Source organism: Frankia sp. R43 (assembly GCF_001306465.1).
Lineage (GTDB): Bacteria > Actinomycetota > Actinomycetes > Frankiales > Frankiaceae > Parafrankia > Parafrankia irregularis.
The window spans coordinates 279036-294467 of sequence record NZ_LFCW01000006.1 but is presented as its reverse complement, the minus strand read 5'-3'; the positions used below and the strand labels follow the sequence as shown (position 1 = coordinate 294467).

Here is a 15432-nt window from a genome sequence, read left to right as displayed (position 1 = left end):
TGTCAGACGTAGGGCGCCCAAGGTGCCCCAAGCCTGGGTGCTGCGCCTGGTTCACCGGCGACGTTGGGCGGGGCCCGCGCACAGCGTGTTCAGTGTACGAGGCCAGCCCTGACATCTTGCGGATGTCTCCAGACAAGCCAGGTTGACGCACCGAGTGACTGCGTCCGCCCAGGTAACGGCCACGGAAACCGGGACCGGTGTGACCGGGTCGAGAACAGGCCCTCCACTCGTAACGGGCGAGGCTTCTGGCGTTTCCGGTTGGCTTCTCTTGGTGTCTGATCCTCGCTGGCGGCCGGCAAATTTTCGACAGATAGTCACGCGAGAACTACCTTTAGTTGTTTCGCGGGCGGGGTTGTCATCATCGGAGGTCGCGGAAGGGGGCGGCGGCCACGTGGCTGCTTCTCCGGACCCACCTGGTCGAGGTCGCCGCCACGCTCACACTGGCCAGACGTATCGGGCGTATCGGACGGATCGGTCTGGCTGGTCCTGATTCGTCCGTCGGGGCGAAGGCGGCCTGTCGGTGTGTCGTTCGCGGCCGCGCGAGCGGAGCCGGCCACCTTCCGTTGCTTTTGAGCAAGACCGAACGATCGTGGTCGCCGGGACGACCAGAATCCTTCAGTCTTCGAGTCTCCACCGCCGCTGCCCCGCTCGTGCGACCGCTGCCGACTCGCGCGGGACATGCCCGGCCGGTCCGCGGCAGCGGGCACCCGACCAGCACCCGACCAGCACCCGACCAGCGCGGGATTCGAGCTCAGCGGGGGCGACGCCGCGGGTCGGGGGGTCCGCCGCGGCCTCCGGACGAACCCCGCGATCCACGTTCGCCGCTGCCGCGTCCACCGCGTCCGCTGTTGTCAGCGCCGCTGCCGCGGCCACGTCCGCCACCGCTGCGGCTACCGCCGGGACCTCGCCCGCCGGGGTCGCGCCCGCCGGCATCACGTCCGCGCTGTTCGCGCTGTTCGCGCTGTTCGCGCGGTTCGCGCGGTTCCCGCCGCTCCCGCGGTTCACGGGCGCGATCCTGATCCGCCGGGACCCTGGGCGGCCCCGACGACCGGCTGGCCGCGGGACGTGCGCCCGAGGACGTCCCGCCCTTGCCCGCGCCGCCCTTGCCCGAGCTGCCCGGGGACGCCTCGCTCTGGCGGGCCGGTCCGCGCCGGCCCGCGCCGAGCTTGCCGCCGACCATCCGCATCAGTGCCGTCATCTCGTAGAGCCCGCTGCGCACCGAGATCACGACGAAGGCGAGACCGCCGACGACGAGCCCGATGACGACCGCGATCCCCGATCCGAGCCAGCCGTGCCCGAGCACGTCGCGGACGACGTCCGCGATGACGCTGGCCAGCACGGCGCCGATGCCGGCGGTCACGCTCACCCGGGTCGTCACCCGGGCGACGCGGTTGCCGTCGATGCCGCCGAGCTTGCGCCGCAGCAGGACGGTCGTCGCGACCAGGCCGCTCATGTAGGCGAGCGCGAAGCCGAGCGGCAGCACGACCGCGCGATGCTCCGGCGCCGCCAGGTGGGACAGCACGAGGGCGGCGACGATGTTCGTCGCGACCACGCCGATGTTGACCAGCGCGGGGGTGCGGCTGTCCCGGTAGGCGTAGAAGGCCCGCAGCTGCACCTGGAACAGGGCGAAGGGCACGAGCGCGATGGCGAAGGCGCTCAGGGAGTCGCCGATCCGCACCGCGCCGGCGACGTCGACCGCGCCGTGGTTGAAGATCGTCACGGCGATCGGGCGGCCCAGCGCCAGCAGGAACAGGGCGGACGGAACGATCGCGGTGACCGTCATCCGGGTCGCGGTCGACAGGTCCTCGCGGACGAGCGCGGTCTTGCCGGCGGCCGCGTGGTTGCTCATCCGGGGGAGCAGCGCGGTGACCACCGAGACGCCGATGATCGCGTAGGGGAGCTGGAAGAGCTGGTAGGCGTTCTGGTAGATCGTGGTGACTTCGCTGTGCTTGTCGTTCGTCAGGTTGGTGATCACCGCGAAGCCGAGCTGGCTGACCAGGACGTAGAGCAGCGTCCAGCCCGCTAGCTGGTAGGCCGACCGCAGCCCCGGGTGGCGCAGGTCGAGGCGGGGCCGGTAGCGGAAGCCGACGGCACGCACGGTCGGGAGCAGCGCGACGGTCATGATGATCACGCCGAGGGTGGTTCCGCCGGCCAGGACGAAGGTCTGGGCGCCGGTGATCCCGTCCACCGTCGGCGGGCGGTCGCCCGGGACGAGGAAGAACGCCACACAGGTCGCGATGACCACCAGGTTGTTCAGCACCGGCGCGAACATGGGCGCGGCGAAGGACTGCCTGGTGTTGAGGATCGCCCCGAGCACCGCGCCGACCCCGTAGAAGAGCACCTGGGGCATGAACCAGCGCAGCAGGTCCGTCGCCAGTGCCTTCTTGGCGGGATCGTTGCCGTGCATGTAGATGCCGATGATCTCGGGCGCGAGGATCATCCCGAGCACCACGGCGGCGCCGAGGCCGAGCACCGTCAGGGTGACCAGGGACGACGCGAAGCCGTCCCCGCCGTCCGGATCCTCCTTCGAGGCACGGACCAGCACCGGGACGACGGCGCTGGTGAGGATGCCGCCGAGCAGCAGGTCGTAGAGGACGTTCGGGGTCGTGTTCGCGGTGGTGTACGCGTTGCTCACCACACCGACGCCGATCGCCGCCGAGATCGCGACGGTGCGCAGGAAGCCGGTGGCCCGCGAGGCGATGGTGCCGATCGCCATGATGCCGCTGGCCCGGCCCAGGCCGGCGCTCTTCGCCGGCGCCTTCTTGCGGCTACCGGTGCCGGTGCTGGTGCCCCGGCCGGTCTGCGTGGACGTCGTCCGCCGGCCGGCCGGGGCCGGTGGCTGCCGCGGCGGGCCTTTCCGGGCCGGTGCCGCCGGCCGCGGGGTCCTGGCTTTGGGCGGCGCCGCGCTCGGCGGTGGCAGCCGAGCGGTGCGATCGTCGTAGGCGTCCTCGTAGGCCTCTTCGTAGGGACCCTCGTGGACGTCCTCGAAGGGCTCCTCGTAGGCCGCGTCCTGGATCGGCTCGTAGGGCGGCTCGTCGAGGTCCTCGAACGGCTGGACGGGCGGCTGCGCGGGCGGGCGGTTCCGGGGCGGCCCGGTGTGCCGCGTCGGCTCACTGAGGTACGCGGGCTCGCCGTGCCGCATCGGCCCGCTGTGGTGTGAGGGCTCGCCGTGGTGTGTCGGCTCGCCGTGGTGCACCGGGTGGCCGCGGGGGGCGGTGCCTGGGGCCGGTGTGCGGGCACGCGCCGCCCGCGTCGCGGGCCCCCCTTCGGACGGGGGCGGGACGGGCGGGGCGCTCGGGAGCCTGCGGGTCTGCTCACCCCGCTCGACAGGCCCCCGCGGGTCGGCGGGGTACCCGCTGATCCGCTCGTCGTCCACCTGGTAAGACTTAGGCGACATGCCCGGGTACGGGGTGATACGGCCGGCTCCGCTGTCGTACGGGTTTCCGGTGTTGTGGTGGCCGGCTACCGGTGATGGTGGCCGTGCCGGCGCCGGTGGGGTCGGTGGACCGCCCGGATAGGCGGAGCCGGACGGCACCCGGCTGGTAGGCGATGATCCGTCCGGATACCGGGCCTGGCCGGGGTCGGTCGACGGGCGTGCCTGGTCGCCGCGACGGCTCCGTTCGTATGCGTCGTATTCGGCGCGGTTGATGTAGCCCGCGCGGCCTGGGTGGCCGGCGTGGCCGGCGTTCTGATCGGGTACCGGCCGGCCGTACCCGGCATCGTCGTCGTAACCTGGTGCGCCTGGGCCGTAGCCGCGCTGGTCGCGGAGCCGCCGCTGGTCACTGTGGCCACGCTGGTCGCTGATTCGGCGCTGATCGCCGTAGCCGTCGCCAGCGCCGTGCCCATGCTGGTTGCTGCGCCGACGCGGGTCGTCGTAGTCCTGCTGATCGCGGTAGTCCTGCGGGACGTCGTAGCCGTGCTGGTCGCTGTGCCGGGGCGGGTCGTAGGGTGCCGCCGACTCGTAACCGCCCTGCCCGTACGTGCCATGGTGGTCCTGGGAAGACCGTGACCGGGTAGTCGGCGGCAGGTGACCGTCGGATGGCCCCCACCCGTCGCGCTGCTGCTCATACGGGGGCTGGGTCGCGCGGCCCCGGTGCTGGGCGGGGTCGTCCCAGTGCGCTGCGGAGTCTCCGGCGGGTCGGGCCACGTTCGGACGGTAGCTGTCCGGGCGCTCGCGGGCATCGGGAAACGGTGGTGCTTCCGTGCCCGGCTCGGGTGCGTTCACGTACTGGTCGTCTCCGTGGCCGGTGTACCGCTCGACCACATACGGATCGTCGGCCGCGGGGCGGTAGGGCCGATCATCATGATGATCGTCGGAAGGCCGCCGGCCATGACCGTCGTACGGTCCCATCACCGGCCATCCGGGTGCTGGGGCTGGGGCTGGGCTGTCGACCCTGCCGGTGCCGCCGGGCGGCCGAAGCTCCACGGCCCGGCGCGGCCGAGATCCGGGCCGCCGGCATGGTGCGGGTCGCGGGCGCGGCCCGGGTCGCGACCATGGTCCAGGCCGCCAGCGTGGTCCAGGCCGCCGGCATGGCGTGGGTCGTGCGCATGGCGCGGGTCACCGGCATGGTGCGGATCACTGGGGTGGTGCGGTCCCCCGGCGTGATGCGGGAACCAGTCCGGCGGCGGGGGCGGAGCTGGATAAGGGGCCCCGCCCGCACCGGCGGAGGGGTACTTCCTGAGCGGGAGGGTCGCCCGTTCTGCCACCTGGGGTGCCGGTGCGGGCGGGCCAGCGGAGTCAGCCTGCCCCGGTCCCGGTCCGCCCGGGAGGTCGTCGGGGGGCGCGCCCTGGGAACGCGAACGGGCCCGGAGCCGGCGGACGAGGCGGATCAGCACGGCGGCGAAGAGCACGCCGACCGCCCCGACCGTGATGCCGATGGCGATGGCCCCGTAGACGGTCGAATGGACCAGCACCCGCGCGGACGCCTCCGGGCCGATGGCCTGGCCGTCGACGGTCTCCAGCCGGATGTCGACCGGGAAGGTGCCGGCGCTCTCCGCGTCGACCTCGATCTCGATCTGGTCCTTCTGGCCAGCCTTGAGCACGCGGGTGATCTTGGTGGCGGAGATGAGCCGGCCGCGGTCGCTGGACGACAGCTTCACGACCACGGTCGCGTCCCAGTCGGAGCTGTTCTCCAGGGTGACGGGTACCCGGCCGCGGCTGCTGGTGAGGTTGACCATCTGTGATCCGACGACCCGGATGCTGGACTGCTTCTCCTGCACGGCGCCGTCGGCCTGCTGGACGAGCGAGGTTCCGCCCGCGCTGTCCGTGCGCCAGGCCGCCGACAATCCCGTGATCAAAGTATTGATCACGGGATCGCGCCTGGTCCTCAGACAGGTCTCGGTCGCCAGGGCCGGGGTCGCGTCCGGCTGGCAGAAGACGGACCCGAGGACGTAGGCCTTGCCCCGGATCTCCTCGACCCGGTTGACGTACTCGGCCGGCAGCTCCTTCGCCTGCGCCGCCTCGCCGTAGGTCAGCGCGGACCGCTGCCGGGTGGCGTCCAGCCTGGCGTCGGCGGTCGCGTCGCCCAGACTGATCCCGGTCGAATAGGTGCTCGTCGTGACGGTGTCGAGAATGACCCGAAGCCAGCTGGCGGAGACGGCTGCGTACCGGGGGAGCGCGAGCACGACGAGGCGCCGCCGGTCCGGCGCCTGATCCGTGATCATCGCGAGCTCCGCCTGGAAGCGGGCGAGGGCGGGATCGTTCTGGCTGCCGTCAACGATGCCGTCGGGGTCGGCGACGAGGCCGGCCAGCACGTGGTCGGCGGCCAGCAGGCGGACCTGGCCGGTCGCGGTCGCCATCGTGGTGGCTGCCGACGGTGTGTACGTCAGGCCCCTGGCGGCGGGGAGGAGCTGGTCGTCGACGATCACTGTGCCGTAGCCGTTGGCGCTCAGCGCGTTCACGGTGCCGGCGTCGGCGAGCCCGTCCGCGGGGAAGGCGGTCCAGCTCCCCTCCTGGGCCAGTACCGGCTTCTCCAGGAGCTCGGCGATCACCTGCTGGCCGGTGTTGACCGAGTACTTCAGCGCGTCGAGCTGGTCGGCGTGGACGAGCGCGGGCAGGTCGGTGTCCCCGTACGGCAGCGCGAAGACGGTGCCGCCCCGGCGCGCGTAATCCCTGATCATTTCCAGGTACGCGATCGCGTCAGTGCTCTCGGTGGTCGTCGGCTCCCCGGACGGTGTCGCGTAGGAGTACCGCGTACTCATCCGAGTCAGGGCCTGCACCAGGGTGGGGTCGACGCCGAGTGCGACGGCCGTTGTGTGGGACTGGATCACTCCCTTCAGCAGCTCCCGGAGCCGGCCGCCCTCCGCGACGTCCTGGGCCAGCGTGTTGTCGGTGAGCAGGCCGTCGGAGCGCAGCCGCGGCTTGCTCGCCAGCGGTACCACGGTCAGCACCGGCGTCCGCTGCGACTGCGCCACCCGGGGAGCGGACAGGACCACGAAGGTCGTCAGCGTCGCCAGCCTGCTGTCCAGGGCGCCTCCGTTGACCCGGCCGACGACGCGGACCTGAACCGGGCGCACCTCCAGACCGCTGGCCGGTATCAGCTCGGCTACCGGGACATCGGCGGTGAACCCGCCGGTCGGATCGACCGTGGCACTGGCGGCCGCCGAGGAGCTGGGAGAGGCTCCCGCACCGCCGGCGGCCACCTTCTGTAGCTGGCTGCGGGAGGTCAGGGCGGCGCCGAGGTCGACCCGGACGCCGAGCCCCGTGATCGAAGCGCCGCCCTGGGTGACTACCGAGCCGGAGATCCGTAGCACGGTCGAGCCGTTGCCGGGCGGGGTGACCTCGGTGACGGTGAGCTGGACGGCCTGGTTCGTGCCGGCGGAACTGGACGCGCCACCAGAGCTGCCCGAAGTGCCGCTTGTGTCCGGAGATGTCCTGGTGACCGGCTGGATTGTTGCGGTCGTTCCAGCCGCGATACCCACAGATGAGGCCGATCCTGTGGACAACTCTGTGGACAGCCCTGTGGAAACTGTGGATGAAGCTGTGGTCGCGGCGTTGTCCAGCGACGATCCCGCCACCGAGCGTGTGGTAGCGCTCGCCGGTTGCCCGCCGGTGACCCCCACGGCCAGGCTGAGAGCTGCCACCACACCGGCGGCGAGCCGCGTCGGGAACCGCACGCGGCTCGCCCGGCGCCGCCGCCGGGACGGGTAGGCCACGCTCACGACGCTTCGGCGAGGATCGTCGGGATCTCGTCGAGCAGCCGCCGTTCGTCCGCGTAGGCGAGGCGGTCGGCGACCTCGGCGAGCGGCACCCAGGCGACCTCCTCGACCTCGATGTCGTCGTCGGAGAGCGCGCCCCCGGTGCGCACCAGGAGGAAGTGGTGCACGGTCTTGTGCACCCGGGCCTCCCCGGCGACGAACCAGAAGTCGATGGTGCCCAGCGGGGCCAGCACCGCCCCGGTCACCCCGGTCTCCTCGGCGACCTCCCGGACGGCTGCCTCCTCCGTGGTCTCGTCGGCCTCCACATGCCCCTTCGGCAGTGACCACAACAGTCGCCCACGTCTGTCCCTACGGGCGATCAGGGCCGCGTTCGCCCCGGCTGACGGCGTGTCGAGCACCAGGCCACCCGCCGAGGTCTCCTCCACCCGGCGCAGCGGCCGGCGGCCGGGCGTCGTCCTGGGCGGGGAGGGCATGCCCTGATCGTACGAGCAGCGGCCGAATCGGCCTCGTTGTGTGTCCGGTTCGTCCGCGTGAATCGGCTCAGTTCCTGGTTCGGGACGTCCCGAGCGTGACGGGCCGGGCCATGGACCGGCTGTGGACGTCCCGGTGGGGCCGGGCACCCGTAATCTGAACGTGTGGCTGTAATCAGTCTTGACAATCCCCGGGATTCGGCGGAGCAGGTGGTGAGCGAACTGCTGCGGGTGCCCGCGCCCGCGGATGAGCTGGGCCGGATCTTCGCCGACCATGGGCATGCCCTGTACCTGGTCGGCGGCTCCGTCCGGGACTCGCTGCTGGGCCGGGCCAAGAGCGCCCCAGACCTCGACTTCACCACGGACGCCCGCCCCGAGCGGGTCCTGGAGATCACCCGGGGCTGGGCTGAGGCGACCTGGGAAGCGGGCATCGCCTTCGGCACGGTCGGCCTGGCCCGCCGCGGGGTGCGGTTCGAGGTCACCACCTACCGCAGCGAGACCTACGACCGGACGTCCCGCAACCCGACCGTGACCTACGGTGACGGGCTGCATGATGACCTGGTCCGGCGGGACTTCACCGTCAACGCGATGGCGGTGTCCGTCCCGGGGCATGACTTCGTCGACCTGTTCGGCGGCATGGCGGACCTGGCTCGCGGGGTTCTGCGTACCCCCGGCGCGCCGGAGGCGTCCTTCGACGACGATCCGCTGCGGATCCTGCGCGCCGCCCGGTTCGAGGCGGCACTCGGGCTCACCCCGGAGCCCGAGCTGGTGGCGGCGATGCGGTCGCGGGCCGCGCGCATCAAGATCGTCTCCCCGGAGCGGGTGCGCGACGAGCTGCGCAAGCTGATCGCCAGCCCGAACCCGATCGCCGGGCTGGAGCGGCTCGTCGAGGTCGGCATCGCCGACATCGTGCTGCCCGAGCTCGGCGCGATGCGGATGGAGATCGACGAGCACCACCAGCACAAGGACGTCTACGCGCACACGATGACCGTGCTGAGCCAGGCGATGGCGCTGGAGGACGACGGCCCGGACGAGATCCTGCGCTGGGCCGCGCTGCTGCACGACATCGGCAAGCCGCGCACCCGCCGGCACATCCCCGGCGGGCGGGTGTCCTTCCACCACCACGAGGTCGTCGGGCGCGACATGACGCGCCGGCGCCTCACCGCGCTGCGCTTCCCGAAGGACGTCACCGACGCGATCTGCTCGCTGGTCTTCCTGCACCTGCGCTTCCACGGTTACGGCTCCGGTGAGTGGACGGACTCCGCGGTGCGACGGTACGTCCACGACGCCGGCCCGCAGCTGAACCGCCTCCACAAGCTGGTCCGCTCGGACTGCACGACCCGCAACCGCCGCAAGGCCGAAAGTCTGGCCCGGACCTACGACTCGCTGGAGGAGCGGATCGCCGACCTCGCCGCGAGCGAGGAGATCGCCTCCATCCGGCCGGAGCTCTCCGGCGACGACATCATGGCGCTGCTGGCGCTGCCGCCGTCGCGGCTCGTCGGGAAGGCACGCGAGCACATGCTCGACGTCCGGTTCGAGCGCGGGCTGCTGGGCCGCGAGGCCGCCGAGGCGGAGCTGCTCCGGTGGGCGCAGGAGAACGGCATACCCGTCCCCGTTCCCGGAGACGAACCGGGCAGCGACGTCTAGTGCGGCGCCTCCAGTAGTTCCTTGCCGTCGGCGGCCAGCGCGGCCCTCGGGGCCCAGCCAAAACCGCTCCTCCCTGCCCGAAAGCAGCCGCAACGGCGGCAGCAGCGGCAGCAGCGGCAGCGGCGTGAAGAGTGAAGGGTTTTGGTCGTTCCGGCGACCAGAATCCTTCACTCTTACTCGGAAGCAGCCACGTCCGTCCGGCTATCGGTCTTTGGTGGAGCGTTTTCAGGACCGCGAGACGGGCTGCTTCAGCCAGGCCCGGACGAACGTCCGGAATCCCTGGTGGATGCCCCGTGGCTCGCACCCGGAAAAGTGACAGAGGCGTCTGAAACCTGAATCGTTCCCATCTGTTGAATGAATGGCGGGCGGGCCGCGACCAGTGATCACGGGCTCACGGCGGCCGCGGGCGGCCCGCGGCCGCGGCCGCCGTTGGCCCGGCGCGGTGTCGGAGCGGCCGGCATGACCTCAACAACCCCTGTGACCAGCGGCTCAAGGGCCCATCAGCGGCGCCCGCGGCTCGCTGGACGCACGAGATCCCACCGCCGCGGGGCTCGGCGAGGTTCGCTGGAACGACGATCAAGGGGCTCTTTGTGGCTCTTCCGATAACCGCTCATCGAAGCCTTGTAAAACCGGCGACGAAATGGATGTCAAGAGATCCGGAGGAAGGGAAACGAGGAGCCCTCTAGTCTCGTGAATGGAAAAGGCGCGCCCGCGTCGAAAGCTGGCCAGTGCTGTCAGAAACCAAATAGATCGACCAGGCGCACAGCTCGCCGCCGGCGCGGCCCGCCGCCCGCGCGGTCCGTTGCCCGCGCGGTCTGCCGCGCCGATCGGCGGCTGTGGCTGTAACGGCTGCTTCCGGGCAGGCTCGAGACGCTGGGGGTGCTGCTGCCAAGCAGAACCTGAGAATCTTGGCCTGCGGGAGCGGCTGTCGCAGAATCGCGAGCTTCGAGCTTCTGCTGTCGCTGCTTCCGAGCGTGAAATGAGAATTTTGGTCGCTACAGGAACCGAAATCCTCGCCTCTTGCGGATCACCAGGTGACCCTTTGCCGCTTTTTGCTGCTATTGACACTAATTGCTGGCGGTGGCGGTGGCGGTGCGGGATCCCGGTGGGTCGCCGTGCGGAGGGAGGGTGGGCACGGACGGCCAGGTCGATATCGGGGGCCAGATCCGCCACTTCTCACTGAGGCGCACCGCCAGGGTGCTGAGGCGCACCGCCAGGGCGGGCGATGTCAGCTTGTGAGCGGCGTGCTCGTCGACGGTGACGTGCTGGCCGCGTTCGTCACCGTCGACGAGCCGGCGCCGCTCGGGCCGTCGATCGCCTGGTTGTCGATCGCCGGGTTGTCGACGACCGGCGCGCCGATCGACGGCCCGTCGATCGACGGCCCGGCGGCGAGTGGGCTGTCGGTGATCGGGCTGTCGGCGGCCCGGTTGTGGGCCGCTCCGACGCCGCGGATCACCCGGTCCTCGGGGTGGCGCATCGCGGCCTGGTAGTAGACGAGGCCCGCGAGGCAGTAGCCGACCCCGGCGACGATGATGGTCGGCGCGGAGCGGCCGTCCTCGGGCACGATGAGGGCGGCGACCGCGGCGGCCGCTACGAAGGCCAGGTTGAACAGCAGGTCGTAGAGCGAGAACGCCCGGCCGCGGTAGGCGTCCTCCGTCTCCTCCTGCACGATCGTGTCGACGCAGATCTTGCTGGCCTGGGCGGAGAAGCCGAGCAGCAGGCCGGCGACGACGAACAGCAGCGACTGGAACGGCAGCCCCAGCGCGATCTCGACGACACCGCCCCCGACGAGGACGGTCGCGATCCAGCGCGCCTTCGGCATCCGCTGCGTCACCCGGGGGTGACCACGGCGGCCAGCACCGTCCCGATCCCGCTGGCGGCGACCACCTGGGCGAGGCCGGCGAGGCCGCCCGTGGCGCCGGTGAAGTGGTTGCGGTAGAGCAGCACCGTCAGCACCAGCACCAGCCCGTAGGCGGCCCGGGACGCCGTCAGCGCCGCCAGGGCGCGCCGCGCCGGACCGTGATGCCACAGGTAGCGCACGCCGTCGGCCAGGTCGGCGGCCACGCTGCGGGCCTGTGACCAGGCGCCCTGCCAGGGTGCCGCCTCGACCGGGCCGAAGGCGAGCCGGGCCGGGCGTGACGCTGTCACGGCGGCGGCCACATAGGCGAGCGCCGCGAGGCCCGCGACCAGCGCGACCTCCTTGTCGTCACCGCCGGTGAGCCCGCGCAGACCGCTGCCGATGCCGGCGCCCAGCAGCGTGGCGACGGTGCCCGAGGTGACGGACAGCGCGTTGGCGGTGACGAGGCGGTCGACGTCCACGACCATCGGCAGGCCCGCGGACAGGGCGGCCAGCACGAACCGGTTCACGCTGACCGCGGCGAGCGCCGTCGCGTAGAAGTCGGCACCGGTGCGCCCGCCGAGGATCAGCCCGACGAGCACGACCATCAGCAGTGCGCGGATCACGGAGGAGACCACGAGGACCCGCTGCCGGGAGACGCGGTCGAGCACGATGCCGGCGAACGGGCCGATCACGCTGAAGGGCAGCACCACCACGGCGAGGGACGCCGCGAGCGCGCCGGCGGACGTCGCGCGCTCCGGCGAGAACAGGACGTAGCTGACCAGGCTTGCCTGGAAGACACCGTCCGCGGCCTGCGATGACAGCCGGGCGGCGTAGAGCTGGCGGAACCCGCGGCCGAGAAGCAGGGTACGCAGATCACCGGTCCACTGCTTGCCGGGCGAGTTGCCGGTCGAGGCCACCTCGTCAGCCTACGAAGTGCACGGCCCGATCGGAATGGCGGGCCACCGCAGGAGCGCCCACGAAATGAAGGGTGATCTCTCCGGGGAGACTTCCGTTTCCGGGTCATCGCAATGGCGCCACCATGCTCGCGCGGGTCTTTGGGGGTGCATCAATGCAGACACTGCGGTCGTCTGTGGTGGCGCCGGGTCGAGGAGGGTCCGCTACGGTCACCTCGCGTAGATCGACCGTTTCGGAGGTCCCGGTCTGATGTCTGGTGCCCGGCACCGGTACCGCCGCACCGGCCCGTCCGTCCGCCGGATCACGGCGCTGGCCGCGATCCCGGTGCTCGCCGCAGCCCTGACCAGCGGCTGGGTGTTCCTCCGCGGCAGTCCGGCGGTCGCCACCTGCGCCGGCACCGTGACGCTGACGGTCGCCGTGGCCCCGTCGTTGGCCGACCCGATGGAGGAGCTCGCGACGGCCTACCACGACGAGCATCCCGCCGTCTTCGGGTACTGCGCGTCCATCCAGGTGGACGCCGTCGACAGCGGCCGGGCCGCGGCGTACCTGCGCGGCGGCTGGAGCGACCCGGGCGCCGGGGAGATCCCCGACATCTGGGTGCCGGACTCCGCCGACTGGCTGGCCCTGGCGCGAACCACCGAACCGGCCAACCGGCTGCTGACCGACACCGGTCAGCTGATCGCCACGTCGCCCGTCGTCATCGCGATGCCGCGGCCGATGGCGGTGGCGCTCGGGTGGCCCGGGCATCAGCTCTCCTGGGCCGACCTGGGTAGGCAGCTGGCGGAGCCGGGCGATGACGACTACTGGACCGCGCACGGGAACGCGGCCTGGGGCGATTTCACGATCGGCCTGCCCGACCCGCGCACCACGACGTCCGGCCTGTCCGCGCTGACCGTCCTCGTCGCCCAGGCCCTGGACCGGCCGGCCGCGCGGCTCATCGAGAAGGACATCACCGACGACCTCACTGACGATCTCACGACCGACAGCGCCATCCTGCGGCTCGAACGTGCGGCGAGCCTGCTCCCGGGCTCCGACGCGAGCCTGCTCGCGACGCTGCGCGGCACCGGCCTCGACGATCCGGGCGCGTCGCGCCTGTCCGCGATCCCGCTTTCCGAGAGCCTCGTCTACCAGTACAACGCCGGGGTCGGGCTCGGCGCGCGGCTGCCGGACGGGGACGGGCCCGAGCTCGTCGCGTCCTACCCGTCCGACGGGCTCATGCTGGACGAGATCCGCTACGTCCAGCTGAGCCGGGTCTCGTCCGACCCGGTGAAAAGCCAGGTGGCCGCGGACCTGCTGGCGCTGCTGAGGTCGGGGCGGGGCGTGGCGGCGCTGGCCGGTCACGGTTTCCGAACCGTCGACGGGGCCGCCGACTCCCTCGGACCCGAGACCGGGCTCGCGGCCCGGCCGCAGGAGCTGGGCAGGAAGCCGGTGATGGTGCCGACGGTCATGACCGCGCTGCAGGCGACCTTCGTCGGGGTGCATCAGCAGACCAACACGCTGATGGTCCTGGACAGTTCGGGCTCCATGGCCGAGCCGGTGCCCGCCAGCGGAGACCGCAGCCGGCTGGCGGTGGCCCTGGACGCCGCGAAGGCCGCCCTGCCGATGTTCGCGGACGGCAGCAACCTCGGGCTGTGGCGGTTCTCCTCCCGGCTGCACGGCGCCGACGACTGGGACGAACTCGTCGGGCTCGGCCCGGTGGAGGAACGGGTCGGCGGGGCAGACGGGGCTGGCGGGGTACCCCGACGGCAGGCCGTCATCGACGAGATGAGCCGGATCGAACCTCGCGGTGACACCGGGCTGTACGAGACCACGCTCGCCGCGTTCCGGCATCTGAACCAGCACTATGAGGATGGCTGGCCCAACCAGGTGGTGCTGCTGACCGACGGCCGCAACTCCGACCCGGGCAGCATGTCGCTCGACGAGCTGGTCCGGACGCTGCGCCGCGAGTACTCGCCGCTGCATCCGGTGCGGATCATCACGATCGGCTATGGCGAGGACGCCGACCTGGAGGCGCTGGCCCGGATCTCCGACGCGACCGGCGCCCAGAGCTACCCGGCCCTCGACCCGAACAGCATCTTCGTGGTGCTCGTCGGAGCGTTCACCGAGATTCCCGGCTGACCGCCTCCGGACGCCGGTCCGCCTCTCGACGCCAGCCTGCCTCCGGATGCCAGCCGCCTGCCTCCGGACGCGGCGATGGCCCCGGGACAGACGTCCTCGGGGCCATCGCCGTCATCTTCAGTGCGGCGCGATCAGCGTCGTGCGATCACGCGCGGTGGTGCCGCTCGCTCAGCCCTCGCCGCGGATGAAGGACTCGACCTTGTCGCGGGCCTCGCTGTCGCGGTACTGCTCCGGCGGGGACTTCATGAAGTAGGAGGACGCCGAGAGGATCGGCCCACCGATGCCGCGGTCCAGCGCGACCTTCGCGCAGCGGACGGCGTCGATGACCACGCCGGCGCTGTTGGGGGAGTCCCAGACCTCGAGCTTGTACTCCAGGTTCAGCGGGACGTCACCGAACGCGCGGCCCTCGAGGCGGACGTAGGCCCACTTGCGGTCGTCGAGCCAGGCGACGTAGTCGGACGGGCCGATGTGCACGTTGTCCTTGCCCAGGTCGTGGGAGACCTGGGAGGTCACAGCCTGGGTCTTGGAGATCTTCTTGGACTCCAGCCGCTCCCGCTCGAGCATGTTCTTGAAGTCCATGTTGCCGCCGACGTTCAGCTGCATCGTGCGGTCGAGGATGACGCCGCGGTCCTCGAACAGCTTCGCCAGCACCCGGTGCGTGATGGTGGCGCCGACCTGCGACTTGATGTCGTCGCCGACGATCGGCACACCCGCGGCGCGGAACTTCTCGGCCCACTCGGGGACACCCGCGATGAAGACCGGGAGGCAGTTGATGAAGGCGACGCCGGCGTCGATGGCGCACTGGGCGTAGAACTTCGCCGCGTCGTCGGAGCCGACCGGGAGGTAGCAGACGAGGACGTCGGCGCGGGCCTCACGCAGCGCGGCGACGACGTCGACCGGGGCCTCGTCGGACTCCTCGATCGTCTCGCGGTAGTAGCGGCCGAGGCCGTCGAGGGTGTGCCCACGGGCGACGGTGACGCCGAGCGGGGGCACATCGGCGATCTTGATGGTGTTGTTCTCGCTGGCCACGATGGCCTCGGAGAGGTCGCGGCCGACCTTCTTCGCGTCGACGTCGAACGCGGCGACGAAGGTGAGGTCGGAGACGTGGTAGTCGCCGAGCGTCACATGCATCAGACCAGGGACCTGGGCCGACGGGTCGGCGTCGCGGTAGTACTCGACCCCTTGGACGAGAGATGCGGCGCAGTTGCCCACACCGACGATGGCGACACGAACCGAACCCATGACGGATGCGCTCCTTAGCTGGTGAATGGGATGCTGGCGTTG

6 protein-coding genes and 1 pseudogene are annotated in these 15432 nt (G+C 71.5%); 2 read left to right on the top strand and 5 right to left on the bottom strand.

What is annotated here, in order from left to right:
- Positions 1–751: 751 nt before the first annotated feature.
- Genes murJ through ACG83_RS25710 form a run of 3 tightly spaced genes read right to left on the bottom strand, consistent with a single transcriptional unit; the run spans position 752 to position 7631 of the window.
- Complete coding sequence (gene murJ, locus ACG83_RS42870) at positions 752–4351, bottom strand: murein biosynthesis integral membrane protein MurJ (protein ID WP_083473610.1); 3600 nt, start codon at positions 4349–4351, stop codon at positions 752–754.
- Positions 4351–7116, bottom strand: a complete 2766-nt coding sequence (locus tag ACG83_RS25715) for a DUF6049 family protein (RefSeq protein ID WP_369812921.1) — start codon at positions 7114–7116, stop codon at positions 4351–4353. Before ACG83_RS25715 ends, murJ begins: the two co-directional genes overlap by 1 nt.
- A gap of 41 nt (positions 7117–7157) precedes the next feature.
- Positions 7158–7631 carry an NUDIX hydrolase gene (locus tag ACG83_RS25710; RefSeq protein ID WP_006543049.1) on the bottom strand — a complete coding sequence of 158 codons (474 nt, stop codon included), beginning with the start codon at positions 7629–7631 and terminating at the stop codon, positions 7158–7160.
- Between the two features lie 162 nt (positions 7632–7793).
- Here ACG83_RS25710 and ACG83_RS25705 point away from each other — a divergent pair, with 162 nt between their 5' ends.
- Complete coding sequence (locus ACG83_RS25705; protein ID WP_054568825.1) at positions 7794–9275, top strand: CCA tRNA nucleotidyltransferase; 1482 nt, start codon at positions 7794–7796, stop codon at positions 9273–9275.
- 1228 nt (positions 9276–10503) lie between these two features.
- Here ACG83_RS25705 and ACG83_RS25700 read toward each other — a convergent pair.
- Positions 10504–12032: pseudogene (locus tag ACG83_RS25700) on the bottom strand (MFS transporter).
- 247 nt (positions 12033–12279) lie between these two features.
- Between ACG83_RS25700 and ACG83_RS25695 the strand changes: the two are divergent.
- Entirely contained in the window at positions 12280–14148 is a 1869-nt protein-coding gene (locus tag ACG83_RS25695) for a substrate-binding and VWA domain-containing protein (RefSeq protein ID WP_054568824.1), read from the top strand.
- A gap of 168 nt (positions 14149–14316) precedes the next feature.
- Here the strand turns inward: ACG83_RS25695 and ACG83_RS25690 are convergent, their stop codons facing one another.
- A complete protein-coding gene (locus ACG83_RS25690) occupies positions 14317–15390 on the bottom strand; it encodes an inositol-3-phosphate synthase (protein ID WP_054568823.1) in 1074 nt (357 codons plus the stop codon).
- Positions 15391–15432: the final 42 nt, after the last annotated feature.